At 68.5% G+C, this 24058-nt stretch carries 35 protein-coding genes; 1 reads left to right on the plus strand and 34 read right to left on the minus strand.

Annotated elements, in window-relative coordinates; all coding sequences use genetic code 11:
• The first annotated feature begins 68 nt into the window (after positions 1-68).
• Positions 69-944 (plus strand): hypothetical protein, encoded by an 876-nt coding sequence (locus ACFY32_RS05545; protein ID WP_359189201.1) that lies wholly within the window; start codon positions 69-71, stop codon positions 942-944.
• Positions 945-963: 19 nt separating this feature from the next.
• On the opposite strand, the gene ACFY32_RS05550 is transcribed toward ACFY32_RS05545, so the two are convergent.
• The 34 genes from ACFY32_RS05550 to rplD all read right to left on the minus strand — a co-directional run bounded on the left by ACFY32_RS05550 (position 964) and on the right by rplD (position 24053).
• The gene (locus ACFY32_RS05550; RefSeq protein WP_359189204.1) at positions 964-1722 is read right to left on the minus strand and encodes a polyprenol monophosphomannose synthase; all 759 of its coding nucleotides are present in this window, start codon (positions 1720-1722) and stop codon (positions 964-966) included.
• Complete coding sequence (locus ACFY32_RS05555; protein WP_390673604.1) at positions 1719-3023, minus strand: UDP-glucose dehydrogenase family protein; 1305 nt, start codon at positions 3021-3023, stop codon at positions 1719-1721. Before ACFY32_RS05555 ends, ACFY32_RS05550 begins: the two co-directional genes overlap by 4 nt.
• A 48-nt stretch (positions 3024-3071) precedes the next feature.
• Positions 3072-4898 carry a glycosyltransferase family 39 protein gene (locus tag ACFY32_RS05560; protein WP_390673490.1) on the minus strand — a complete coding sequence of 609 codons (1827 nt, stop codon included), beginning with the start codon at positions 4896-4898 and terminating at the stop codon, positions 3072-3074.
• The gene (locus tag ACFY32_RS05565) at positions 4898-5917 is read right to left on the minus strand and encodes a glycoside hydrolase family 26 protein (protein ID WP_390673491.1); all 1020 of its coding nucleotides are present in this window, start codon (positions 5915-5917) and stop codon (positions 4898-4900) included. Before ACFY32_RS05565 ends, ACFY32_RS05560 begins: the two co-directional genes overlap by 1 nt.
• Entirely contained in the window at positions 5918-7333 is a 1416-nt protein-coding gene (locus tag ACFY32_RS05570) for a glycosyltransferase family 2 protein (protein WP_390673605.1), read from the minus strand. It lies immediately after the preceding gene.
• Between the two features lie 381 nt (positions 7334-7714).
• Positions 7715-8554 carry a tRNA pseudouridine(38-40) synthase TruA gene (gene truA / locus ACFY32_RS05575; protein WP_359189836.1) on the minus strand — a complete coding sequence of 280 codons (840 nt, stop codon included), beginning with the start codon at positions 8552-8554 and terminating at the stop codon, positions 7715-7717.
• A 148-nt stretch (positions 8555-8702) separates the two neighbouring features.
• Positions 8703-9197: a 50S ribosomal protein L17 gene (gene rplQ, locus ACFY32_RS05580; protein WP_359189213.1), complete on the minus strand. Its 495-nt coding sequence runs from the start codon at positions 9195-9197 to the stop codon at positions 8703-8705.
• A gap of 162 nt (positions 9198-9359) precedes the next feature.
• Complete coding sequence (locus ACFY32_RS05585) at positions 9360-10382, minus strand: DNA-directed RNA polymerase subunit alpha (RefSeq protein ID WP_003966937.1); 1023 nt, start codon at positions 10380-10382, stop codon at positions 9360-9362.
• A gap of 118 nt (positions 10383-10500) precedes the next feature.
• A complete protein-coding gene (gene rpsK / locus ACFY32_RS05590) occupies positions 10501-10905 on the minus strand; it encodes a 30S ribosomal protein S11 (protein ID WP_003948617.1) in 405 nt (134 codons plus the stop codon).
• Between the two features lie 69 nt (positions 10906-10974).
• Positions 10975-11355, minus strand: coding sequence for a 30S ribosomal protein S13 (rpsM, locus tag ACFY32_RS05595; protein ID WP_006130767.1), 381 nt, complete (start codon positions 11353-11355; stop codon positions 10975-10977).
• A gap of 189 nt (positions 11356-11544) precedes the next feature.
• On the minus strand, positions 11545-11658 hold the full coding sequence (gene rpmJ / locus ACFY32_RS05600; RefSeq protein WP_003998809.1) for a 50S ribosomal protein L36: 114 nt from the start codon (positions 11656-11658) through the stop codon (positions 11545-11547).
• Positions 11659-11728: 70 nt separating this feature from the next.
• Positions 11729-11950 carry a translation initiation factor IF-1 gene (gene infA, locus ACFY32_RS05605; protein ID WP_003948620.1) on the minus strand — a complete coding sequence of 74 codons (222 nt, stop codon included), beginning with the start codon at positions 11948-11950 and terminating at the stop codon, positions 11729-11731.
• 146 nt (positions 11951-12096) lie between these two features.
• Positions 12097-12933, minus strand: coding sequence for a type I methionyl aminopeptidase (gene map / locus ACFY32_RS05610; RefSeq protein WP_359189217.1), 837 nt, complete (start codon positions 12931-12933; stop codon positions 12097-12099).
• 120 nt (positions 12934-13053) lie between these two features.
• A complete protein-coding gene (locus ACFY32_RS05615; protein ID WP_359189220.1) occupies positions 13054-13707 on the minus strand; it encodes an adenylate kinase in 654 nt (217 codons plus the stop codon).
• Positions 13707-15020: a preprotein translocase subunit SecY gene (secY, locus tag ACFY32_RS05620; protein ID WP_359189223.1), complete on the minus strand. Its 1314-nt coding sequence runs from the start codon at positions 15018-15020 to the stop codon at positions 13707-13709. Before secY ends, ACFY32_RS05615 begins: the two co-directional genes overlap by 1 nt.
• A gap of 241 nt (positions 15021-15261) precedes the next feature.
• Complete coding sequence (rplO, locus tag ACFY32_RS05625; RefSeq protein ID WP_359189226.1) at positions 15262-15717, minus strand: 50S ribosomal protein L15; 456 nt, start codon at positions 15715-15717, stop codon at positions 15262-15264.
• Between the two features lie 2 nt (positions 15718-15719).
• Entirely contained in the window at positions 15720-15902 is a 183-nt protein-coding gene (gene rpmD / locus ACFY32_RS05630) for a 50S ribosomal protein L30 (RefSeq protein WP_119102573.1), read from the minus strand.
• Positions 15902-16510, minus strand: coding sequence for a 30S ribosomal protein S5 (gene rpsE, locus ACFY32_RS05635; protein ID WP_108954805.1), 609 nt, complete (start codon positions 16508-16510; stop codon positions 15902-15904). Before rpsE ends, rpmD begins: the two co-directional genes overlap by 1 nt.
• Before the next feature lie 36 nt (positions 16511-16546).
• Positions 16547-16930, minus strand: coding sequence for a 50S ribosomal protein L18 (gene rplR, locus ACFY32_RS05640; protein ID WP_359189231.1), 384 nt, complete (start codon positions 16928-16930; stop codon positions 16547-16549).
• 3 nt (positions 16931-16933) lie between these two features.
• Positions 16934-17473 carry a 50S ribosomal protein L6 gene (gene rplF, locus ACFY32_RS05645; protein WP_190206084.1) on the minus strand — a complete coding sequence of 180 codons (540 nt, stop codon included), beginning with the start codon at positions 17471-17473 and terminating at the stop codon, positions 16934-16936.
• Between the two features lie 24 nt (positions 17474-17497).
• Positions 17498-17896 (minus strand): 30S ribosomal protein S8, encoded by a 399-nt coding sequence (gene rpsH / locus ACFY32_RS05650; RefSeq protein WP_007384075.1) that lies wholly within the window; start codon positions 17894-17896, stop codon positions 17498-17500.
• Positions 17897-18107: 211 nt separating this feature from the next.
• Positions 18108-18293: a type Z 30S ribosomal protein S14 gene (locus tag ACFY32_RS05655; protein WP_003956452.1), complete on the minus strand. Its 186-nt coding sequence runs from the start codon at positions 18291-18293 to the stop codon at positions 18108-18110.
• Positions 18294-18298: 5 nt separating this feature from the next.
• Entirely contained in the window at positions 18299-18856 is a 558-nt protein-coding gene (gene rplE / locus ACFY32_RS05660) for a 50S ribosomal protein L5 (protein WP_053661885.1), read from the minus strand.
• Complete coding sequence (gene rplX / locus ACFY32_RS05665; RefSeq protein WP_003992365.1) at positions 18856-19179, minus strand: 50S ribosomal protein L24; 324 nt, start codon at positions 19177-19179, stop codon at positions 18856-18858. Before rplX ends, rplE begins: the two co-directional genes overlap by 1 nt.
• Positions 19180-19181: 2 nt before the next feature.
• On the minus strand, positions 19182-19550 hold the full coding sequence (gene rplN / locus ACFY32_RS05670; RefSeq protein ID WP_003998823.1) for a 50S ribosomal protein L14: 369 nt from the start codon (positions 19548-19550) through the stop codon (positions 19182-19184).
• Between the two features lie 94 nt (positions 19551-19644).
• On the minus strand, positions 19645-19932 hold the full coding sequence (gene rpsQ, locus ACFY32_RS05675) for a 30S ribosomal protein S17 (RefSeq protein WP_028420769.1): 288 nt from the start codon (positions 19930-19932) through the stop codon (positions 19645-19647).
• A complete protein-coding gene (rpmC, locus tag ACFY32_RS05680; protein ID WP_059079052.1) occupies positions 19929-20153 on the minus strand; it encodes a 50S ribosomal protein L29 in 225 nt (74 codons plus the stop codon). Before rpmC ends, rpsQ begins: the two co-directional genes overlap by 4 nt.
• Positions 20153-20572 (minus strand): 50S ribosomal protein L16, encoded by a 420-nt coding sequence (gene rplP / locus ACFY32_RS05685; protein WP_190206087.1) that lies wholly within the window; start codon positions 20570-20572, stop codon positions 20153-20155. Before rplP ends, rpmC begins: the two co-directional genes overlap by 1 nt.
• Before the next feature lie 5 nt (positions 20573-20577).
• Complete coding sequence (rpsC, locus tag ACFY32_RS05690) at positions 20578-21408, minus strand: 30S ribosomal protein S3 (protein WP_019329636.1); 831 nt, start codon at positions 21406-21408, stop codon at positions 20578-20580.
• Entirely contained in the window at positions 21408-21755 is a 348-nt protein-coding gene (rplV, locus tag ACFY32_RS05695; RefSeq protein ID WP_028420772.1) for a 50S ribosomal protein L22, read from the minus strand. Before rplV ends, rpsC begins: the two co-directional genes overlap by 1 nt.
• A gap of 41 nt (positions 21756-21796) precedes the next feature.
• Positions 21797-22078 carry a 30S ribosomal protein S19 gene (gene rpsS, locus ACFY32_RS05700; RefSeq protein ID WP_031076666.1) on the minus strand — a complete coding sequence of 94 codons (282 nt, stop codon included), beginning with the start codon at positions 22076-22078 and terminating at the stop codon, positions 21797-21799.
• 12 nt (positions 22079-22090) lie between these two features.
• A complete protein-coding gene (gene rplB / locus ACFY32_RS05705) occupies positions 22091-22927 on the minus strand; it encodes a 50S ribosomal protein L2 (RefSeq protein ID WP_359189241.1) in 837 nt (278 codons plus the stop codon).
• 50 nt (positions 22928-22977) lie between these two features.
• Positions 22978-23397, minus strand: coding sequence for a 50S ribosomal protein L23 (gene rplW, locus ACFY32_RS05710; protein WP_190206090.1), 420 nt, complete (start codon positions 23395-23397; stop codon positions 22978-22980).
• The gene (rplD, locus tag ACFY32_RS05715) at positions 23397-24053 is read right to left on the minus strand and encodes a 50S ribosomal protein L4 (protein WP_359189245.1); all 657 of its coding nucleotides are present in this window, start codon (positions 24051-24053) and stop codon (positions 23397-23399) included. Before rplD ends, rplW begins: the two co-directional genes overlap by 1 nt.
• Positions 24054-24058: the final 5 nt, after the last annotated feature.

Genomic DNA, 24058 nt, shown 5'->3' on the forward strand with positions numbered 1-24058 from the left:
AACGCTAGGCGCCGCGGGGCCCGCCGACGCGGACCAGCGCGCCGCCCGGCCCGTCTAAGATGCGCCCCATGAGCTTTGGGCAGGGGGGACCCGACTCCGGGTGGGATCCCTGGAAACCGCATTCTCAGCAGCCCTTGAGCGGCGGCGGTGACGCGCCGGACTGGGCCGCGCTCGCCGAGGCGTCCGAGGCCCGCGCCAAGCGGCGCAGACTGCTGTTCATCGGGGGCGGGGCGCTGGCCACCGCGGCGATAGCGACCGCGGTCGCGGTGGCGGTGGTGTCGGCGGACGGCACCGGTCCGGCCTCCGGCCGGCCCTCCTCGGGACTGCCGTCGACGGCCAGCCTGCCGAGCGCGACCGCTTCGGCCCCCTCCTTCGCGCCGACCAGCGCGCCGCCGCCGCTGGACCCGGAGGACTTCATCGCCAGCGCCGCGAAGGACACCGCGCCGCTCGGCCCGGACGTCCTCTTCCCGGGCACCCGGCTCACCATGAACGAGACGGTCTACGAGAAGGGCCCGACCGCCGACACCCGGACCTGCTCCGGCGCCGCCCAGCAGAGCCTGCCGCGGCTGCTCGCCGCCAACGACTGCACCCGTATGATCCGCGTCACCTACACCAAGGGCGACATCGCGGTGACGGTCGGGGTCGCCGTCTTCGACACCGAGGCGCAGGCCACGGCCACCAAGACGCAGGCGGACACCAGGAGCAACATCCGGTCGCTGTCGGGCGGCGGGGTGGACCCGTTCTGCGCCGGCGCGATCTGCCGGTCCACGACCAACTCCTACGGCCGCTACGCCTACTTCACGATGGCGGGCTTCACCAGCGGCGCGGACGTCACCGAGAAGGACACCGCGGTCTTCCGGGCCGGCGACGACCTGGCCCAGTTCGCCTTCGACCAGATCCACCGGCGCGGCCAGGCCCAGGCGTCGGCGGCGGCCACCCGGTAGCCGCCGCCCGCTCCCCCGGCTACCGGTGCCGCAGACGGAGCCGGAGCGGGACCACCGCCGACTCCAGTTGGGTGCGCAGGGTCATCTTCGAGACGCCCTCGGTCCGCTCCTCGAAGCGGATGGGGATCTCGACGGCGTGGTGCCCGGCGCGCACGGCCTTGTACTTCAGCTCGACCTGGAAGCTGTAGCCCGCGCTGTCCACGGTGGTGAGGTCCACGTCCCGCAGGGTGGCCGCCGACCACATGTTGAACCCGGCGGTGATGTCCTTGATGCTGGTGCCGAGCACGGTGCGGGCGTAGCGGTTGGCGAAGCGGGAGAGCAGCACCCGGTGCCGGCCCCACTCCTCGTCCAGCGCGCCGCCCTCGACGTACCGGCTGCCGACGACCAGTCCGGCGCCGGAGTCCAGGGCCGCGGCGAGCATCCGCCGCACCGCCTCGACCGGGTGGCTGCCGTCGGCGTCCATCTGCACGACGTACTCCGCGCCCTCGGCGAGCGCGGCGCTCATGCCCGCCACGTAGGCCCGGCCCAGGCCGTCCTTCTCGGTGCGGTGCAGGACGCTCATGCGGCGCCGCCCGGCGGGCCGCCCGGCGTTGTACTTCTCCGCGAGTTCCTCGGCGATCCGCCCGGTGCCGTCCGGGCTGGAGTCGTCGACGATCTTCAGATGCAGGCCGGGCAGCGGCAGCGACAGCACCGCCTCGGCCATCCGCGGCACGTTGGCCGCCTCGTTGTAGGTGGGCATCACCACGGTGACGCGGGAGCCCTCCGGGTCGTACGTCATCTTTCCTCCCCTGCGGGCGCGGGTCTGCCCAGCGCCCGGAACCGCCAGCCCGCCGCGGTCCAGTCGTCCGCGTCGAGCACCCCCCGGCCGTCCACGATGTGCGGGCGGCCGACCAGCGACCGGGTCCGTTCCGGGTCGAGTTCCCGGAACTGCGGCCATTCGGTCAGCAGCAGTACGAGGTCGGCGCCGCGCAGCGCCTCCTCGGCCGACGCGGCGTACCCGAGCAGCGGGAACGCCTTGCGGGCGTTGTCCATCGCCGCCGGGTCGTAGACCGTGACGTCGGCGCCGTCCAGCCCGAGCCGGGCGGCGACGTCGAGCGCGGGCGAGTCGCGGATGTCGTCGGAGTCGGGCTTGAAGGCCGCGCCCAGGACCGTGATCCGGGCGCCGAGCACCGCGCCCCCGCACAGTTCACGGGCGAGTTCCACCACCCGGTCCCGGCGCCGCATGTTGATCGAGTCGACCTCGCGCAGGAACGCCAGCGAGACCCCCAGCTCGTCGGCGCGGTGCGCGAAGGCGCGGATGTCCTTGGGCAGGCAGCCGCCGCCGAAGCCGACGCCGGACCGCAGGAACCGCGCGCCGATCCGGTCGTCGTGGCCGAGCGCCTCGGAGAGCCGGCGGACGTCGCCGCCGGCCGCCTCGCAGACCTCGGCCATCGCGTTGATGAAGGAGATCTTGGTGGCGAGGAAGGCGTTGGCGGCGGTCTTGACCAGCTCGGCGGTCGGGAAGTCGGTGACCACCAGCGGGGTGCCGGCCGCGAGGACGGGCTCGTACACCGCCCGCAGGATCGATTCCGCGCGGGCGGAGCGCACCCCGAGCACCAGCCGGTCCGGCCGCAGGGTGTCCTCGACGGCGTAGCCCTCCCGCAGGAACTCCGGGTTCCAGGCGACCTCCGCCGCGTACCGCCCGGCCAGCGCCTCGGCGGTGCCGACCGGCACGGTGGACTTGCCGACGAGCAGCGCGTCCCCGGCGCTGTGCCCGGCGATCGCCGCGAAGGCCGACTCCACGTAGGACAGGTCGGCGGCCTCGGAGCCCGGCCGCTGCGGGGTGCCGACGCACACGAAGTGCACCTCGCCGAAGGCCCCGGCCTCCTCGTAGGAGGTGGTGAAGCGCAGCCGCCCGGTCGCGGTGTGCCGGGCGATCAGCTCGCCGAGGCCCGGCTCGTGGAACGGCACCTGGCCGGCCCGCAGGGCGGCGACCTTCTCGGGGTCGACGTCCACGCCGATGACCTCGTGGCCCAGCTCTGCCATGCAGGCGGCATGGGTGGCACCCAGATAGCCGGTGCCGATGACGGTGAGCCGCATGACGACGGCCTTTCTCACGGAAGGGGGGTGGAAGGGGGCGGAAACCGCTCAGGAGGTCTTGATCCAGATGCGGTACTCGCCCTGGCCGCTGGAGTTGCGGAACGGGACGTCGGCGAGCAGCCGGTAGTGCGGGTTGCCCCGGACCGCCTTGGCGACCAGGGCGTCCACCCGCGGGTTGGTGTGCCCGTCCATGACGATCAGGTCGAACTCGCCCTCGCGCAGCGCCGCGCGGTAGGCGGCGTCCCCGGTGAGGTACTTGCCCTTCTTGTCCGTGTACTCCATGCCGAAGACGCTCGCCCACTGGCGGTGCGAGGTCTTCTCCCGCAGGTAGTAGACGGGCACCTCGGGCGTCGAGGAGAGGTAGTGGCCCTTGGCGTCGACGTGCTGGTCGATCGCCTCGATCATCCTGGTCGAGTCGGGCCAGACGCCGAAGCGCCAGTCCGACTGCGCGATGCCGAGGCAGAGCACGGCCGTCCACAGCATGATCCCGAGCTGCGGGTAGCGGAAGTGCGCGCCCACCAGGCGGGTCACCCCGACACCGGCCATGGGCGCGGCGAACAGCAGTCCGAAGCCGATGTGCTTGAACAGCGACACGGACGTGCCCAGGTGGATCTGGTACGCGGGCGCCAGCATCGCCGTGCCGCACAGCAGCAGCCCGAGCAGGGCCCGCCGCCGCCAGCCGGGGTTGTCCAGCCTGTGCGCGAGCGGCGACTCGTTCATGCGGCTGCGCCGGGCGTAGGACAGGGCGCCGCCGACGGCGGTGAGGAACATCAGCCCGCCCCACTCCGCCGACTGGCGCAGCAGGAAGGCGGCGGTGTCGGTGCCGTGCGCGCGGTCGGTGGTGGTCTGCCGGACGCCGTCCATCAGGTCGGTGGCGTAGACGCCGGCCGCGAGGATCGCGCCCATCCCGGCGCCGAGCAGCACCACCCGCAGCACGGCGGACTTCGCGCCCCGCCGCGGCAGCGCGGTGAGCAGCGCCAGCACCACGATGGTCGGCAGGTACAGCGCGGCGGCGTACTTCACGCCGACGGCGAGGACCGCGACCGGGGCGGCGAGCAGCACGGCCGCCGCGGGTGCCCGGTCGGTGCGGATGACGATCCAGGTGGCGAGGGTCAGCAGGAACAGGGCGGCGGCGTCGTAGGTGGCGAAGTACCCCATGACGATGGTGGACTGCGTCACCGCGAACAGGGCCGCCGCGGCCAGCGCCGCCCGCTCGTTGAACAGCCGGCGGCTGAAGGAGTACAGCAGCGCGGTGGTGCCGAGCATGAAGGCCAGGCTCAGGCCGCGCGCCCCCGCGAGCCCGAAGGCGCCGTCCACCAGGGCGGCGAGCACCGGGTAGAGCTGCGGCGAGCCGGAGAAGTACGCGGCGTAGTCCAGCGGCAGCCTGGTGCCGTTGAGCAGGTGGTCCAGCTCGGCGTGGCCGGCCGCGAGGTAGAGGGCCTCGTCCTGGAAGGCGGTGTTGGACAGCCGCAGCGAGAGCACGGCCTGGATGACCAGGATGCACAGCAGCACCGCCCGGCTGACCCAGGCGCGGCGCCTGCTGGCGGCCATGTCCCAGCCGACCTCGGGCGTCTCGGGCACGTGGTAGCCCGGCTCGGCCGGCGCCTGCTCCGCCACGATCCTGAGGGCGTAGGTCGGCTGGTCGTCGTAGCCGGACCGGGGCTGCTGCGGGATGGCGTCCTGATACGGCTGCTGCTCCTGGTACGGCGGGTGCCCCTGGTACGGCGGGTGCTGCGGGTCGTCGCCGTACTCGTCCTGCCGGGCGGCGGGCCGCGGCGGCACGTGTCCGTCGGAGTTGAACCAGCCGCCGGCCTGCTCCTCCTCCGCGTACGGGTCGAAGGGCTGCGGCGTGTAGTGATCGTGTCGGGAGGTCATCACGGCTTCCGTACGTCGAAGCCGAACCGGTCGTCGGCGGCCAGGCGCTTGAACTCCTTCAGCGCCAGCGGGCTCGCCTCCAGCCGCCAGTCGGCGCGCTTCTTGTGGTTGAACCAGACGAAGCCGAGCATGTCGTCGTCGGCCGTGACGCCCTCGAAGAGGTTCCGGATGTCGGCCCGCCGCCGCTCGCCCGCCATGGCCGCCGTCTCCAGCAGCAGCATCGGCTTGTCGGTGAAGGTGCGCACCTGGTCCCGGGTGGCCCCGAAGACGCTGTCGAAGGCGTTGTCCTCCTCGATCGTCCAGTAGCCGATCAGCCCGATCCAGTCGACGTAGCCGTCGCCCGGGTAGTACGGCTTCAGCTCGACCTCGGTGACGGGGTTGACGATGTTCGGCGACCAGGCCCAGATGACGTTGGAGGCGCCGGCGTCCACGAAGGCGTCGTGGATGTGCCGCCAGGCGGCCACGTAGTCCCCGGCGGTGGTGTGGGTGGTGCCCCACTTCTCCCAGTGGCCGTTGAACTCGTCCGCGAAGGAGATCACCACGGGCAGGTTCAGCTTGCGCACCGCCTCGGCGTACTTCTTCAGGTACGTGTCGGACTTCCCGGCCGCGATGTCGGCCAGCGGGGTGTCGAAGGGCTCCCAGGACATCAGCGTCAGGGCGCCCTCGGCCCAGGCGTTGCGCACCCCGGTGGCGTCGAAGCCGTCGCCCCACCCGGCGTAGTACTCGATCAGGTTCGGCTGCTTGCCGACCATCCCGGTGTAGGTGTCGACGCCCTTCATGGAGTGCGGCGCCCCCTCGACGGCGGCGCCGAAGTACTTGCGCGTCGGCTTCAGCAGCGGGGTGACGTCGTACGGGGTGCTCGCCTCGGCGCCGTCGCCGGAGCCGGCGCCGGCCGTCCCGGCGTGCGCGCCGCCGGTGCCGCCGCCGTCACCGTCGTCGAGGACGGAGCAGCCGGTGAGCAGCAGCGGGGCGAGCAGACAGGCGGAGAGCACCGCGCGGGTTCGGGTGAGGAGGTTCATTCAGGCCGTCGCCTCCGCCCGGGGCTGGACCAGGACGCGGGCCACCACCAGGGCGTAGAAGAGTCCGGAGGAGAGGATCAGCGCGAAGTCGGGGGCGTTCATGGTGAACGTGCGGTACACCGCCGCGACCACCCACACCAGCGCGGAGCCGCCGCCCCACACCCACATGCCGATCCAGAAGCGCCGGGTCTTGTTCTTCTTGGCGCCGGAGGAACCGGTGGGCTGCCAGCCCATGCGGTTCTTGCGCAGGATGTCCCAGATGGCGAAGACGTGCGCCCAGCCGTACATCATGCGGGTCGCCCAGGCTTCCAGGCGGTAGGGCGCCTTGTGCCACATCGGGAAGACGATCGTGGTGTAGATGATGCTCGGGAGCACCAGCAGGAGGTGCTCGACCTTGAGCTTGTCCGGCATCGCCAGCAGCAGCATCACCGGGATGATCGGGGCCGCGAAGGTGAACAGCGCGGTGTGGATGTAGTAGAAGAACCCGGACATGTAGCACAGGCGGCTGGACAGCTTGATCTTCGTCTGCCAGAACTTCCTGCTGCCGAGCAGGCTCATCGAACCCGAGCACCAGCGGTACTGCTGGTTGAAGAAGGCGCCCGCGTTGTCCGGGCAGACGCCGGTCGACACCGCGACCGGCACATAGCGCAGGTCCCAGCCGAGGTTGCGCAGGTCGAAGCCGGTGTGCACGTCCTCGGAGTGCTCGATCAGCGTGGTGCCGCCGTTGGTGTCCAGCGCCGCCCGCCGGTACACGGCGCAACTGCCCACGCAGATCGCGCCGTCGCTGCCCTGCCGGGAGACCTGCACGGACCGGTAGAACAGCTCCTGCACGGCGCCCGCGCCGCGCTCGATCCAGTTCTGCGAGTCCAGCACCCGGAAGTACTGCGGCGACTGGACGATGCCGATGCGCGGGTCGGACTCCATGTACGGCAGCAGTTCCTCCAGCAGGTCGGCGCGCGGGGTGAAGTCGGCGTCGAGGATGAGGATGTACTGCCCGTCGGACTGGCCGAACCCGAAGTGCAGGTTGCCCGCCTTCTTGTACCAGCCCCGGTTCTCGCGGGTGCCGTAGCGGAACCCGAAGTCCCGCGCCATGGCCTCCAGTTCGGAGCTGGCGCCGTCGTCGAGGACGAAGGGCACGCAGACGCCCGGGTAGTGGTCCGCCATCGCGCGCACGTGCTTCCACGTGTTGTGCAGCACCTCGATGGGCTCACCGCACACCGGCAGGAACACGTCGACGGTGGGGTAGACCTGCGGCCGCCACTCCCGCACCAGCTTCTTGTGGTACTCGATGTCGAAGTCGCGGGTGAAACCGTTCACCCGGAGCGACACCAGGTAGTAGACGACCGTGAAGACCAGCAGCGGGGTGTACGCCCACAGCAGCGGCGTGGACTGGGCCAGCTTGAACTGGCTCATCACCAGGCAGCAGAAGCTGATCAGCGAGCTGATCGTCAGGACCCACAGGTGCCTGCGCGCGTAGGAGTACTTCTCCTTGTCACTCGGCGGCAGCGGCAGCAGCCCGAGCGAGGCCCTGACCTTGCCGCGATCGGCCCTGCGCCGGCCACCCCCGCCGCGACGCGCGTCACGACGGCCCCCGGTCTGCACCGGGCCCACTGAACTCATACGAAACCCCCCGGGCCTCTCCCGGCCCGCCGACCCCCACCGTGTTCGGCACATTCGAACCAGTGACCGAGCTTCGCAAGGTTATATGAGAGATCAACAGGTTGTAAGGGCCAGGTGAAGGACGTATGCCCGAAAAGGTCCGCCTATGAGCGATAAAGGCTCAGGAATGGGAGGCAGCTAACACGTTTCACAACCCGACATCCCGGGCAGGGACCGCCTGTTGCGCGCCTCCCGGCTCCGGGCCGCGAGCAGTTCGTCGGCCGGATAGCCGACCTCCTCGAGCGTCAGCCCGTGCGGCCGTACCACATGCACCGCCGAGTCCCGGGCGCCGGCCGCCAGCACCTTCCCCGGCCAGTCGGGCGCCCGGTGCCCGTCGCCGACGAACAGCAGCGCGCCGATCAGCGAGCGCACCATGTTGTGGCAGAAGGCGTCGGCCCGCACGGTGGCGGTGATGATCCCGTCCTCCCCACGAACCAGGCTCAGCTCCTGGAGCGTGCGGATGGTGGTGGCGCCCTCCCGCTTCTTGCAGTACGCGGCGAAGTCGTGCTCGCCGAGCAGCGCCCGCGCGGCCTCGTTCATGGCGTCCACGTCGAGCGGCCAGTCGTGCCACAGGACGTGCCCGCGCAGCAGCGGGTCGACGCCGCCCGGATGGTCGGTGACCCGGTAGGCGTAGCGCCGCCACACGGCGGAGAACCGCGCGTCGAACCCGGCCGGCGCCTCCCCGACCGACCAGATCCGCACGTCCCTGGGCAGCCTCCCGGCGAGCCGCTTCAGCAGCTTCTCCCGGTGCGCGTCCCACACCTCCCGCGGCAGATCGACGTGCGCGACCTGTCCCCGGGCGTGCACCCCGGCATCGGTCCGCCCCGCCACGGTCAGCTCGTACGTCTGTTCCGACCGCGTGACCGTCCGCAGGGCGTCCTCGATCTCGCCCTGCACGGTCCGCCGCCCGCCGGCCTGCTTGGCCCACCCGGAGAACCCGGCCCCGTCGTACGACAGATCGAGCCGCACCCGCACCACGTCACTCACACCCAGTTCCTCTCAGCACCGAAAAGCGGGCCCGCCCCTGGGAAAGGGACGGACCCGCCAACGCCCTGAAGGGGCGCGGGGAACTGCGCGACCAGCCACGACGAACCCGCGGCCGGCCGCACAGCCCCCGGCAGAACGCTTACGCGTCCTTGGACTCCTCGGCCGGCGCCTCGGCGGCCTCGTCGGCCTTGGTCTCCTCGACCTTGGCCTCCTCGGACTCCTTGACCGCCCGCTTCGTCGCGGCCTCGGCCTCGCCCGTCGCCTGCTGGGCCACGGTCAGCGCCTCGACCAGCTCGATGACGGCCATGGGCGCGTTGTCACCACGGCGGTTGCCGATCTTGGTGATACGCGTGTAGCCACCGGGGCGGTTCTCGTACCGCGGGCCGATCTCGGTGAAGAGCGTGTGCACGATGCTCTTGTCCGTGATGACCTGGAGCACCTGACGGCGGTTGTGAAGGTCGCCCTTCTTCGCCTTGGTGACCAGACGCTCGGCGTACGGACGCAGCTTGCGCGCCTTGGCCTCGGTCGTGGTGATGCGGCCGTGCTCGAACAGCGCCTTCGCGAGGTTCGCGAGCAGCAGCTTCTCGTGCGCGGCGCTGCCGCCCAGACGGGCACCCTTGGTGGGCTTCGGCATGGTGTTTCTCCTAGGTGTCTGCCCCGGCCGTATCAGGTACCGGAGTCAGTATCCGAGCAGGCGGTCGCCTGTCGGAGATCCGGGGCAGCCCCGAAGGGACGCCCCGGAAGGGGCGCGGGCAACTGCGCGGCAAGCCACAGCGCACCCGCACCCGAGAACCGGTCAGTACTGCTCGGTCTCCACGAACCCGGCGTCCGCGTCGTCGTCCGCGCCGAACGCGTCGGCGGCGGCGGTCGGGTCGAACCCGGGGGGCGAGTCCTTGAGCGCCAGGCCCATGCCCGCCAGCTTCGCCTTGACCTCGTCGATCGACTTGGCACCGAAGTTGCGGATGTCGAGCAGGTCCGCCTCGGACCGCGCGACCAGCTCGCCCACGGAGTGGATGCCCTCGCGCTTGAGGCAGTTGTACGACCGGACGGTCAGCTCCAGCTCCTCGATCGGGAGCGCGAGGTCGGCCGCCAGCGCCGCGTCCGTCGGGGACGGACCCATGTCGATGCCCTCGGCGTCGATGTTCAGCTCGCGGGCGAGACCGAACAGCTCGACCAGGGTCTTGCCGGCGGAGGCCATGGCGTCGCGCGGACGCATCGCCTGCTTGGTCTCGACGTCGACGATCAGCTTGTCGAAGTCGGTGCGCTGCTCGACACGCGTGGCCTCGACCTTGTAGGTGACCTTGAGGACCGGCGAGTAGATCGAGTCGACCGGGATACGGCCGATCTCCTGGCCGACCTGCTTGTTCTGCACGGCGGAGACATAGCCGCGACCGCGCTCGACGGTCAGCTCCATCTCCAGCTTGCCCTTGCCGTTGAGCGTGGCGAGGACGAGGTCGGGGTTGTGCACCTCGACACCGGCCGGCGGCGCGATGTCGGCGGCGGTGACCAGACCCGGGCCCTGCTTGCGCAGGTACATCACGACCGGCTCGTCGTGCTCCGAGGAGACCACGAGCTGCTTGATGTTGAGGATCAGGTCGGTGACGTCCTCCTTGACACCCGGCACGGTGGTGAACTCGTGCAGCACGCCGTCGATCCGGATGCTGGTGACAGCGGCACCGGGGATCGAGGAGAGCAGGGTCCGGCGGAGGGAGTTGCCGAGGGTGTAGCCGAAGCCCGGCTCCAGCGGCTCGATCACGAACCGGGAGCGGAACTCGTCGACGACCTCTTCGGTCAACGAGGGACGCTGAGCGATCAGCATGTGTGTTCCTTCAGTCAGGGGCGCCCGCTATATGACGCCCGACTTGGTACTGCAAGGGTACGGGCGATACGGCCCCTTTCGGGAGCCGTACCGCCCGGAAAGTCCCTGCGAAGCGAGGTCAGACGCGACGGCGCTTCGGCGGACGGCAACCGTTGTGCGGGGTCGGGGTGACGTCCTGGATGGAGCCGACCTCGAGACCGGTCGCCTGGAGCGAACGGATGGCGGTCTCACGACCGGAACCCGGACCCTTGACGAACACGTCGACCTTGCGCATGCCGTGCTCCTGGGCGCGGCGGGCGGCCGACTCGGCGGCCATCTGCGCGGCGAACGGCGTGGACTTCCGGGAGCCCTTGAAGCCGACGTGGCCGGCGGAGGCCCAGGAGATCACGTTGCCGGTCGGGTCGGTGATCGACACGATCGTGTTGTTGAACGTGCTCTTGATGTGCGCGTGGCCGTGAGCGACGTTCTTCTTTTCCTTGCGGCGCACCTTCTTGGCAGCGCCCTGACGACCCTTGGGGGGCATCTATTACTCCTACGGGGAGGTGGTCGGTCCTACAGCGAAGACCGCTGATGAAGCGTTGTCCGCTGAGGACTACTTCTTGCCCGGCTTCTTCTTGCCGGCGATGGCGCGACGCGGGCCCTTGCGGGTACGCGCGTTCGTGCTGGTGCGCTGACCGCGGACAGGCAGACCACGACGGTGACGGAGACCCTGGTAGGTGCCGATCTCGACCTTGCGGCGGATGTCGGCCTGGATCTCGCGACGGAGGTCACCCTCGGTCTTGATGTTGTTGTCGACGTACTCGCGGATCGCGACGAGCTGCTCCTCGGTGAGGTCACGAACACGGGTGTTCGGGTCCACGCCGGTGGCAGCGAGCGTCTGCTGCGAGAGGGTCCGGCCGATGCCGAACACGTAGGTGAGGGCGATCTCCACACGCTTTTCGCGCGGGATGTCAACACCGGAAACGCGTGCCATTCAATGGCTCCTGGTGATCTTCGGAGGTCTTCCACAGGACCGGCTCCCAGCCGCCGTACGAGGTACGAACTGGGTCCCCGGCCTCCGAACCGGGGGTGTCAGGCACCGAGGCGCCTGGGACCTGCGTATGAACATATTCAGCTCGCGTCGCGCGAATCTCTGCGGAGGGCAGAGGGTCTGGTCCTGCGGTCAGCCCTGGCGCTGCTTGTGGCGCGGGTTCTCGCAGATGACCATGACCCGACCGTGACGGCGGATCACCCTGCACTTGTCGCAGATCTTCTTGACGCTCGGCTTGACCTTCATGGGATGTGAGGTTCTCCGGGTCAGTTGCCGGCGGCCCCTCGCCGTTGCCGGCGCGGGACGTGGGCAAGATCTACTTGTACCGGTAGACGATCCGGCCACGCGTCAGGTCGTACGGAGACAGCTCCACCACGACCCGGTCGTCAGGGAGGATACGGATGTAGTGCATACGCATCTTGCCGCTGATGTGAGCCAGGACCTGGTGGCCGTTCTGGAGCTCAACCTTGAACATGGCGTTCGGCAGAGACTCGACGACAGTGCCCTCGATCTCGATGGCACCCTGCTTCTTGGCCACGCTTCGCCCTTCGAATCGACTACCTTGATCGACCCCCGGGCACCTAGCCGCATGCAGACATGCGGGTGCACAAGAGCCGACGAGTCAGTCTACGACAGCACCCCCGAAAAGGCGAAACGAGGAAGTCTGCCCCAGACGCTAGATCCTTATGCAAGGGGGTCCGGCGCCGCCGTGATCCCGTACTCCGCGAGCTTGGCCTTGCCGCCGTCGGGGGCGGTCAGGACCAGGGGGCCGGCCTCGGTGAGGGCGACGGAGTGCTCCCAGTGCGAGGACCAGGTGCCGTCCGTGGTGATCACGGTCCAGTCGTCCTGAAGGACCTCGGTCTTCGGCGTACCGAGCGACACCATCGGCTCGATGGCCAGGCAGAAGCCGGGGACCAGCTTCGGGCCCTTGCCGCGCCGCCGGTCGACGTAGTTCAGCAGGTGCGGGTCCATGTGCATCTCGGTGCCGATGCCGTGGCCGCCGTAGTCCTCGATGATCCCGTACCGGCCGCCGCCCGGCTTCGGCTGGCGGCGGATGTACGTCTCGACGGCCCGCGAGATGTCCACCAGGCGGTTGCCCTGCTTCATGGCCGCGATACCGGCCCACATGGACTCCTCGGTGACCCGCGACAGCTCGACCAGCTCCGGGGAGTGCCCGGAGCCGACGAAGGCCGTGTAGGCGGCGTCACCGTGCCAGCCGTCGATGATCGCGCCGCAGTCGACGGAGATAATGTCCCCGTCCTTCAGCACCACCTCGTCGGAGGGGATGCCGTGCACGACGACCTCGTTCACGGAGGTGCAGATGGTCGCGGGGAAACCGCCGTAACCGAGGAAGTTCGGCTTGGCGCCGTGGTCGGCCAGCACCTTGCGGGCGACCTGGTCCAGGTCCCTGGTGGTGGCACCCGGCACCGCCGCCTCCCGCGTGGCCGCGTGAATGGCGGCGACGACCAGCCCCGCCTCACGCATCTTGGCGATCTGCTCGGGGGTCTTGATCTGCACCATGGGGGCTGCGGCCTTTCTCGGACCAGGGAAACGACGGACACCGACAACGATACGGTGCACCCCACACCACAGCCGCGGCCCGCCCGGAGGCGGACCGCGGCTGCGCACGGCGTGCGGGACCTACTTCTCGCGCTTGAGCGCCTCCAGCGCGCGGCCCGTGACCTCGTCCACCGGCCCCATGGCCGAGATGGTCACCACCAGGCCCTGCGCCTTGTAGTAGTCGATGATCGGCTCGGTCTGCGTGTGGTAGACCTCCAGCCGCTTGCGGACCGTCTCCTCGGAGTCGTCGTCCCGCTGGTACAGCTCACCGCCGCAGACGTCGCAGACGCCCTCCTGCTTCGGCGGGGTGTAGGTGACGTGGAAGACGTGCGCCGAGTTGTTCCGGCACACCCGTCGCCCGGCGATGCGCTTGACGACCTCTTCCTCCGGCGCCTCCAGGTCCAGCACCGCGTCGAGCCTCATGTCCTCGGTCTCGAGCAGCTCGTCCAGCGCTTCCGCCTGCGACACGTTCCGCGGGAAGCCGTCCAGCAGGAAGCCGCCCGCGGCGTCGGGCTGCTCCATGCGGTCCTTGGCCATGGCGATCGTGACCTCGTCCGGCACCAGGTTGCCCGCGTCCATGTAGGACTTGGCGAGCTTGCCCAGCTCGGTCTGCTGGCTGATGTTGGCGCGGAACAGGTCACCCGTGGAGATGTGCGGGATGTGCAGCGTCTCGGCAAGCCGGGTGGCCTGCGTTCCCTTACCGGCGCCCGGCGGCCCGACGAGGACGATTCGCATCAGCGGAGGAACCCTTCGTAATTGCGCTGCTGGAGCTGGCTCTCGATCTGCTTCACCGTCTCGAGACCCACACCCACGATGATCAGGATGCTGGTCCCGCCGAACGGGAAGTTCTGGTTTGCCCCGAAACCAACCAACGCCATCGTCGGTACGAGAGCGATCAGACCCAGATACAGCGAACCCGGCCAGGTGATCCGGTTGAGTACGTAGCTCAGATACTCAGCGGTCGGTCGGCCAGCCCGGATGCCCGGGATGAAGCCACCATACTTCTTCATGTTGTCCGCGACTTCCTCGGGGTTGAAGGAGATCGCCACGTAGAAGAACGCGAAGAAAACGATGAGCAAGAAGTACAGCGTGATGTAGATCGGGTGGTCGCCCTTCACGAGGTTGGCCTCGATCCAGGTCTTCCACCCGGACGTGCCGCTCGAGAACTGGGCGATCAGCGCCGGGATGTAGAGCAGCGACGACGCGAAGATGACGGGGATCACGCCCGCCTGGTTCACCTTGAGCGGGATGTAGGTGGACGTGCCTCCGTAGGACCGGCGGCCGACCATCCGCTTGGCGTACTGCACGGGGATGCGGCGCTGGGCCTGCTCCACGAAGACCACCAGGCCGACCATCACCAGGCCGACCGCGATCACGGTGCCGAACTCGATCCAGCCGCCGGCCAGGTCGCCCTGGGTCTTGATGGCCCACAGCGCGGACGGGAAGGTCGCGGCGATCGAGATGAACATCAGGATCGACATGCCGTTGCCGATGCCGCGGTCGGTGATCAGCTCACCGAGCCACATGACACAGGCGGTGCCGGCGGTCATGGTGACCACCATGACGACGGTGTAGAAGATCCCGTCGTCCGCGACGATCTCGTTGGCGACCGTGCAGCCGGAGAACAGGGCGCCGCTGCGGGCGGTGGCGACCAGGCCGGTGCCCTGGAGGATGGCGAGGGCGATGGTCAGGTACCGGGTGTACTGCGTGATCTTCGCCGTGCCGGCCTGGCCCTCCTTCTTCAGGGCCTCCAGGCGCGGGATCACGACGGTGAGCAACTGGAGAATGATGCTCGCCGTGATGTACGGCATGATGCCGAGCGCGAAGACCGTGATCTGGAGCAGGGCGCCGCCGCTGAACATATTGACCAGACCGAAGAGGCCCTGGTTGCCCGACGCCTGGTCCACACATTCCTGGACGCTCTTGTAGTCGACGTTCGGGATCGGGATGTGGGTACCCACTCGGTACACCACGATGATGCCGAGCGTGAAGAGCAGCTTCTTGCGCAGGTCGGGCGTCTTGAACGCCCGGGCGAACGCGGTGAGCACGGTGCCTCCTGCGACCCCCGCGCTGGCGCGTCAAGGGTGACGGTCTTGAGGTTCGACTGACGACTGAACTGGTAACGGTCAACTGCCGCCCAGGGTGCCTCATGTGTGGCACCCGTGAAAGAGGGCAGTGCAGGCCACCTTACCGGCGACACCACCGCCCTAGGAACGACCAACCGGGGATACCCCTTTTGTGGGGTATCCCCGGTCGGGATCGCTCAAGTCATCGAGACGCCTGTGGTGTTCAGACGAGCTCGGTGACGCTGCCGCCGGCGGCGGCGATCTTCTCCTTGGCGGAGGCGGAGGCCTTGTCGACCCGCACCTCGACCGCCACGGAGATCTCGCCCTCGCCGAGGACCTTGACCAGGCTGTTCTTGCGAACGGCGCCCTTGGCGACCAGGTCCTCGACGGTGACCTCTCCACCCTGCGGGTAGAGCTTGGCCAGCTTGTCGAGGTTCACGACCTGGTACTCGGTCTTGAACGGGTTCTTGAAGCCCTTGAGCTTCGGGAGACGCATGTGGAGGGGCATCTGGCCACCCTCGAAGCGCTCCGGAACCTGGTAACGGGCCTTGGTGCCCTTCGTACCACGACCGGCCGTCTTACCCTTCGACGCCTCACCACGACCCACACGGGTCTTGGCGGTCTTGGCGCCCGGGGCGGGACGGAGGTTGTGGATCTTCAGCGGGTTGTTCTCCGCCATGATCAGTCGACCTCCTCGACCGTCACGAGGTGGCGGACGGTGTGCACCATGCCGCGGAACTCGGGGCGGTCCTCCTTGACGACCACGTCGTTGACCCTCTTCAGGCCGAGCGAACGCAGAGTGTCACGGTGGTTCTGCTTGCTGCCGATGTACGACTTCGTCTGCGTGATCTTGAGCTGAGCCATTACGCGGCCCCCGCCCCGGCACGCGCACGCAGCAGAGCCGCGGGAGCGACGTCCTCGAGCGGCAGACCGCGGCGGGCCGCGATCTCCTCGGGACGCTGCAGGCCCTTCAGGGCCTCCACGGTCGCGTGCACGATGTTGATCGCGTTGGACGAGCCGAGCGACTTCGACAGCACGTCGTGGATACCGGCGCACTCGAGCACCGCGCGCACCGGGCCACCGGCGATGACGCCGGTACCGGGGGACGCGGGCTTGAGCAGCACGACGCCGGCAGCCTTCTCACCCGTGATCGGGTGCGGGATGGTGCCCTGGATGCGGGGGACCTTGAAGAAGTGCTTCTTGGCCTCCTCGACACCCTTGGCGATGGCGGCCGGCACCTCCTTGGCCTTGCCGTATCCGACACCCACGGTGCCGTCACCGTCGCCCACCACGACCAGCGCGGTGAAGCTGAAGCGACGACCACCCTTCACAACCTTGGCGACGCGGTTGATCGCGACGACACGCTCGACGTACGCGGTCTTCTCGGCGGCAGCAGCGCCGCCGTCACGGCCCTTCCGGTCCCGCCGCTCGCCGCCACCGGCACCGCTTCCGCGGCGCTGGGGTCCAGCCATTGGATTACCTCTCTCTTTCCGCTAGCTACAAGCGGCTCAGAACTTGAGCCCGGCCTCGCGGGCGGCGTCCGCCAGGGCGGCGATGCGCCCCGCGTACTGGTTGCCGCCTCGGTCGAACACGACGGCCTCGACACCGGCGGCCTTGGCACGCTCGGCGACCAGGGCACCGACCTGCTTGGCCTGCGAGGACTTGTCGCCCTCGCCACCGCGGATCGAGCTGTCCAGGGTGGACGCCGACGCCAGGGTGTGACCCTTGAGGTCGTCGATCACCTGCGCCACGATGTGGCGGTTGGAGCGGGTCACGACCAGACGGGGACGCTCCGCCGTACCCGCGAGCCTCTTGCGGATGCGGATGTGACGGCGCTTGATCGCGGCGCGCTTGTAGGCGTCGCCCTTGAGGATCTTCTGCCCGTATGCCATGGCTTACTTACCCGCCTTTCCGACCTTGCGGCGGATGACTTCGCCCTCGTACTTGACGCCCTTGGCCTTGTACGGGTCGGGCTTGCGCAGCTTGCGGATGTTCGCCGCTACCTCGCCGACCTTCTGCTTGTCGATGCCCTCGACCGAGAAACGGGTCGGGGTCTCCACCTTGAAGGTGATGCCCTCGGGGGCCTCGACGAGAATCGGGTGGCTGTAGCCGAGGGAGAACTCCAGGTTCGAACCCTTGGCGACCACGCGGTAACCGACACCGCTGATCTCGAGCTTCTTCACGTAACCCTGGGTCACGCCGGTGATCATGTTCGCCACCAGCGTGCGCGACAGGCCGTGCAGGGCCTTGCTCTGACGCTCGTCGTTGGGGCGGGTGACGTTCAGAACGCCGTCCTCACCCTTGGCGATCTCGATCGGCGCCACGACGGTGTGGGTCAGCGAGCCCTTGGGGCCCTTGACCGAGACCGTCCGGCCGTCGATGGTGACGTCCACGCCGGCGGGAACCGCGATGGGGAGCTTGCCGATGCGCGACATAGCTGTTTCCTCCGTTCCCTTCTGCTACCAGACGTAGGCGAGGACTTCCCCACCCACGCCCTTCTTGCCGGCCTGCTTGTCGGTGAGGAGCCCGTGCGACGTGGAGATGATCGCCACGCCGAGGCCGCCCAGCACCTTCGGCAGGTTGGTGGACTTCGCGTACACCCGGAGACCGGGCTTGGAGATCCGCTTGATGCCCGCGATGGAGCGCTCACGGTTGGGGCCGAACTTCAGCTCCAGGACGAGGTTCTTGCCGACCTCGGCGTCCTCGACCTTCCAGCCCGTGATGAAGCCCTCCTGCTGGAGGATCTCCGCGATGTGAGACTTGATCTTGGACGCCGGCATCGTCACGGAGTCGTGGTACGCCGAGTTCGCGTTCCGCAGACGCGTCAGCATGTCTGCGATCGGATCAGTCATGGTCATGAATTGGCCTGTGGCCTCTCTCGCCGGGGTTTCCTGGTGCGCCATCCCTCTCCCCGATCCGAGACGGGACGGGTGCGGCGCGGTGGACCTACGGCGTAGTAAGTCGTACGGGCGCGGCAGGCGCCCAACCCCACAAGCCTAAGCCATGCGGGGGTGGGCCTCCTGCCGTCCCATTGCTTACCGAGAGCCCTGGGAGTCCGGAACTACCGGATTACCAGGAGCTCTTGGTCACGCCCGGCAGCTCGCCACGGTGAGCCATCTCACGAAGGCACACGCGGCAGAGGCCGAACTTGCGGTAGACGGAGTGCGGGCGGCCGCAGCGCTGGCAGCGGGTGTACGCACGCACACCGAACTTGGGCTTGCGAGCAGCCTTGGCAATCAGAGCCTTCTTCGCCATCTCGCTCACGCCTCCTTGAACGGGAAGCCGAGGTGACGAAGGAGCGCGCGGCCCTCAGCGTCATTGGTCGCCGTGGTGACCACGGTGATGTCCATACCCCGGACGCGGTCGATCTTGTCCTGGTCGATCTCGTGGAACATGACCTGCTCCGTGAGACCGAAGGTGTAGTTGCCACGGCCGTCGAACTGCTTGGGGGACAGGCCGCGGAAGTCGCGGATGCGCGGGAGCGCCAGCGACAGGGTGCGGTCCAGGAACTCCCACATGCGGTCGCCACGGAGCGTGACGTGGGCACCGATCGGCTGGCCCTCGCGCAGCTTGAACTGCGCGATGGACTTGCGGGCCTTGGTGACGGCCGGCTTCTGACCGGTGATCGTGGTGAGGTCGCGGATGGCGCCCTCGATCAGCTTGGAGTCGCGGGCGGCGTCGCCCACACCCATGTTGACCACGATCTTGACGAGACCGGGGACCTGCATGACGTTCTCGTACTTGAACTCGTCACGCAGCTTGCCCGCGATCTCCTCGCGGTACTTCGTCTTCAGACGCGGAGTGGTGGTGGTAGCCATCAGATGTCCTCACCCGTCCGCTTGGCAACGCGGATCTTGTTGCCCTCGTCGTCGAAGCGGTAACCGACGCGGGTCACGACCTTGTTGCCGTCCTTCTCCACGACGAGCTGAACGTTGCTCACGTGAATGGGGGCCTCGGTGGTGACGATGCCGCCGGCCTGCGAACCACGAGCCGTCGGACCGGCCTTGGTGTGCTTCTTGACCCGGTTGACACCCTCGACCAGGACGCGGTCCTCACGGGGGAAGGCCGCGATGACCTTGCCCTGCTTGCCCTTGTCCTTACCGGTGATGACCTGGACCAGGTCGCCCTTCTTGATCTTCATGCTCACAGCACCTCCGGCGCGAGGGAGATGATCTTCATGAACTTCTTCTCGCGCAGCTCACGGCCCACCGGGCCGAAGATACGGGTGCCGCGAGGGTCGCCGTCGTTCTTCAGAATGACGGCGGCGTTCTCGTCGAAGCGGATGTACGAGCCGTCCGGACGGCGGCGCTCCTTGACGGTGCGAACGATGACCGCCTTGACGACGTCACCCTTCTTCACGTTGCCACCGGGGATCGCGTCCTTGACGGTGGCGACGATGACGTCACCGATACCCGCGTAGCGGCGACCGGAGCCACCGAGCACACGGATGCAGAGGATCTCCTTCGCACCCGTGTTGTCGGCGACACGCAGTCGCGACTCCTGCTGGATCACGTCTATCTCCTGATCGTCTGCCGGTTCCCCGGGGGCCGTTCAAGGACGGCCCCCGGAGCCTGGCGGAACTGACCTGCGGGTTTGCCCGCAGGAATTACTTGGCCTTCTCGAGGATCTCGACGACGCGCCAGCGCTTGGTCGCGGACAGCGGCCGGGTCTCCATGAGGAGGACGCGGTCGCCGACACCCGCGGCGTTCTGCTCGTCGTGCGCCTTGAGCTTGTTCGTACGGCGGATGACCTTGCCGTACAGGGCGTGCTTGACGCGGTCCTCGACGGCGACGACGACGGTCTTGTCCATCTTGTCGCTGACGACGTAGCCCTCGCGGGTCTTGCGGAAGCCGCGCGCCTCGGTGTTCTGCTCAGTCACGTTGTTCTCGCTCATGCGTTCTCCACCGTTTCGATGCCCAGCTCGCGCTCGCGCATCAGGGTGTAGATCCGCGCGATGTCCTTACGGACGGCCTTGAGCCGACCGTGGTTCTCGAGCTGACCAGTCGCCGCCTGGAAGCGGAGGTTGAACAGCTCTTCCTTGGCCTCGCGGAGCTTGTTGAGCAGCTCCTCGTTGCCCAGCTCGCGCAGCTCGGACGCCTTGGTACCGGCCGACATCACGCTTCACCTGCCTCGCGCTTGACGATCTTGCACTTCATCGGCAGCTTGTGAGCCGCACGGGTCAGGGCCTCACGCGCGATCTTCTCGTTGGGGTACGACAGCTCGAACATGACGCGTCCGGGCTTGACGTTGGCCACCCACCACTCCGGGGAGCCCTTACCGGAACCCATGCGGGTCTCGGCGGGCTTCTTGGTCAGGGGGCGGTCCGGGTAGATGTTGATCCAGACCTTGCCGCCACGCTTGATGTGGCGGGTCATGGCGATACGAGCCGCTTCGATCTGACGGTTCGTGACGTACGCCGGGGTCAGCGCCTGGATACCGTACTCGCCGAACGCGACCTGCGTGCCACCCTTGGCCATACCACTGCGCTTGGGGTGGTGCTGCTTGCGGTGCTTGACCCTACGGGGGATCAGCATGTCGGTCAGGCCTCCGTTCCGGTGCTCTCAGCCGGAGCGGCAGCGGCGGGCGCCTCGGCCTTGGGGGCCTCGGCGGCCGGAGCCGACTGCTGCTGCGGCTTGCGCCCGCGACGCTCGCCACCGCGGCCACCACGGGCCGGGCGGTCGTTGCCACCACGGGCCGGGCGGTTGCCCGCACGGGCGGCGGCGTTCTCGGCGCGGACCTCGGCGATGTTCTTGACGTCGCCCTTGTAGATCCAGACCTTCACACCGATGCGGCCGAAGGTCGTCTTGGCCTCGAAGAAGCCGTAGTCCACGTTCGCGCGGAGCGTGTGCAGGGGCACGCGGCCCTCGCGGTAGAACTCCGAGCGGGACATCTCGGCGCCGCCGAGGCGGCCACCGCACTGGATCTTGATGCCCTTGGCGCCGGCCTTCATGGCGGACTGCATGCTCTTGCGCATGGCCCGGCGGAAGGAGACGCGGGAGGAGAGCTGCTCGGCGACGGCCTGGGCCACGAGCTGGGCGTCCGTCTCCGGGTTCTTGACCTCGAGGATGTTGAGCTGGACCTGCTTGCCGGTCAGCTTCTCCAGGTCACCGCGGATGCGGTCGGCCTCGGCGCCGCGGCGGCCGATGACGATGCCCGGACGCGCCGTGTGGATGTCCACGCGGACACGGTCACGGGTGCGCTCGATCTCGACCTTGGAGATGCCGGCGCGCTCCATGCCGGACGTCATCATCCGACGGATGGCGACGTCTTCCTTGACGTAGTCCTTGTACAGCTTGTCGGCGTACCAACGCGACTTGAAGTCGGTCGTGACACCGAGCCGGAACCCGTGCGGGTTTACCTTCTGGCCCATTACCGGGTTCCTTCCTTGCTGCTGACGACCACGGTGATGTGGCTGGTCCGCTTGCGGATCCGGTAGGCGCGGCCCTGGGCGCGCGGACGGAACCGCTTCAGGGTCGGGCCCTCGTCGACGTACGCCTCGGAGATGTAGAGGCTGTCGACATCGGTGTGGTCGTAGTTGTGCGCGGCGTTGGCGATGGCGCTGTCCAGCACCTTGCCGACCGGCACGCTCGCGGCCTGCGGGGCGAAACGCAGGACCGCCTGAGCCTCCGTGGCATCCATGCCACGGATGAGGTCCACCACTCGGCGGGCCTTCATGGGCGTGACGCGGATGTACCGCGCCTGGGCCCTGGCTTCCATGGTCGTCCTTCCAGTGTCTGTCATGGTCATTCCACCCCGCCTTAGCGGCGCTTCGACTTCCGGTCGTCCTTGACGTGACCCCGGAAGGTGCGCGTCGGCGAGAACTCGCCGAGCTTGTGGCCGACCATCGACTCGGTGACAAACACCGGAATGTGGGTCTTGCCGTTGTGCACCGCGATCGTGTGGCCGAGCATGGCCGGGACGATCATCGAGCGACGGGACCAGGTCTTGATGACGTTCTTGGTACCGGCTTCGTTCTGCGAGTCCACCTTCTTGATCAGGTGGTCGTCGACGAAGGGTCCCTTCTTCAAGCTACGAGGCATCTCAACCCGTCCTTAGCGCTTCTTGTTCGTCTTGCGGCGGCGGACGATGTACTTGTTCGACGCCTTCTTGGGCGAACGAGTACGGCCTTCCTTCTTGCCCCACGGGGACACGGGGTGGCGGCCACCGGAGGTCCGGCCCTCACCACCACCGTGCGGGTGGTCCACCGGGTTCATGACCACACCGCGGACGGTCGGGCGGACGCCCAGCCACCGCTTGCGGCCGGCCTTGCCCCAGTTGATGTTGCTCTGCTCGGCGTTGCCGACCTCGCCGACGGTGGCGCGGCAGCGCACGTCGACCAGGCGGATCTCACCGGAGGGCATGCGCAGGTGGGCATAGGCGCCCTCCTTCGCCAGCAACTGCACGGAGGCACCGGCCGACCGGGCGAACTTGGCTCCGCCACCGGGGCGCAGCTCGATCGCGTGGATCGTGGTACCGACCGGGATGTTGCGCAGGGCCAGGTTGTTGCCCGGCTTGATGTCGGCCCCGGGACCGTTCTCCACGGTGTCGCCCTGCCGCAGGTTGCGCGGGGCGAGGATGTAGCGCTTCTCGCCGTCGGCGTAGTGCAGCAGCGCGATGCGCGCGGTGCGGTTGGGGTCGTACTCGATGTGCGCGACCTTCGCCGGCACGCCGTCCTTGTCGTGACGACGGAAGTCGATCACACGGTAGGCGCGCTTGTGTCCGCCACCCTGGTGGCGAACGGTCACACGACCGGCGTTGTTACGGCCGCCCTTGCTGTGCAGCGGGCGAACCAGCGACTTCTCCGGCGTGGACCGCGTGACCTCGACGAAGTCGGCGACGCTGGCGCCACGACGGCCAGGAGTCGTCGGCTTGTACTTGCGGATTCCCATTGTCTCTCAGTCCTCGGAAGTGATTCCGAAATCTGGACGATCCCGACCGCTTACGCGGTCGGACCGCCGAAGATGTCGATACGGTCGCCCTCGGCAAGGGTCACGATCGCGCGCTTGGTGGCCGCACGCTGGCCGAAGCCGGTGCGGGTGCGCTTGCGCTTGCCCTGGCGGTTGATCGTGTTGACCCCGGTGACCTTGACCGAGAAGACCGACTGCACGGCTTCCTTGATCTGGGTCTTGTTGGCCCGCGGGTCGACGATGAACGTGTACTTGTTCTCGTCGATGAGCGCGTAGCTCTTCTCGGACACGACCGGCTTCAGCAGCACGTCACGGGGGTCCGTGTACGCCTTGCTGGCCGGGGTGACGACGGTGTTCTTGCCCTCGGTGGCGTGGCGGCGGGCCTTCTTCAGGCGCGCTTCCTTGGCCTTCTTGGCAGCCTTCGAGGCGATAGCGGGGTGACGGATGGCCATCAGACCTCGCTCCCTTCGGTGTCGTTGGCCTTCGGGCCGGACACGAAGGACTCGAACGCGGCCTGGGTGAAGACCACGTCGTCCGAGACGAGAACGTCGTACGTGTTGAGCTGGCCCGGCTCCAGGATGTGGACCTGGGGCAGGTTGCGGGCGGACAGCCACGCGGCCTCGTCGGAGCGGTCGACGACCAGGAGCAGGTTCTTGCGCTCGCTGATCTTGCCGAACAGGCTCTTGGCGGCCTTGGTGGAGGGGGTCTCGCCCTCGACCACGCCGGAGACGACGTGGATGCGGTCGTGACGCGCCCGGTCGGTGAGGGCGTGCCGCAGGGCGGCGGCCTTCATCTTCTTCGGGGTCCGCTGCGAGTAGTCGCGCGGCACGGGACCGTGCACGACGCCACCACCGGCGAACTGCGGCGCGCGGGTCGAGCCCTGACGGGCGCGACCGGTGCCCTTCTGGCGGTACGGCTTCTTGCCACCGCCGCGGACCTCGCCACGCGTCTTGGTCTTGTGGGTGCCCTGGCGGGCAGCGGCGAGCTGGGCGACGACGACCTGGTGGATCAGCGGGATGCTGACCTTCTCAACGCCGAAGATCTCCGCGGGGAGCTCGACGGTACCGGCCTTGTCGCCAGCCGGCGAAAGGATGTCAACAGTGCTCATCGGTT

It is taken from the genome of Streptomyces sp. NPDC000134 (assembly GCF_042899225.1).
Taxonomy (GTDB): Bacteria; Actinomycetota; Actinomycetes; order Streptomycetales; family Streptomycetaceae; genus Streptomyces.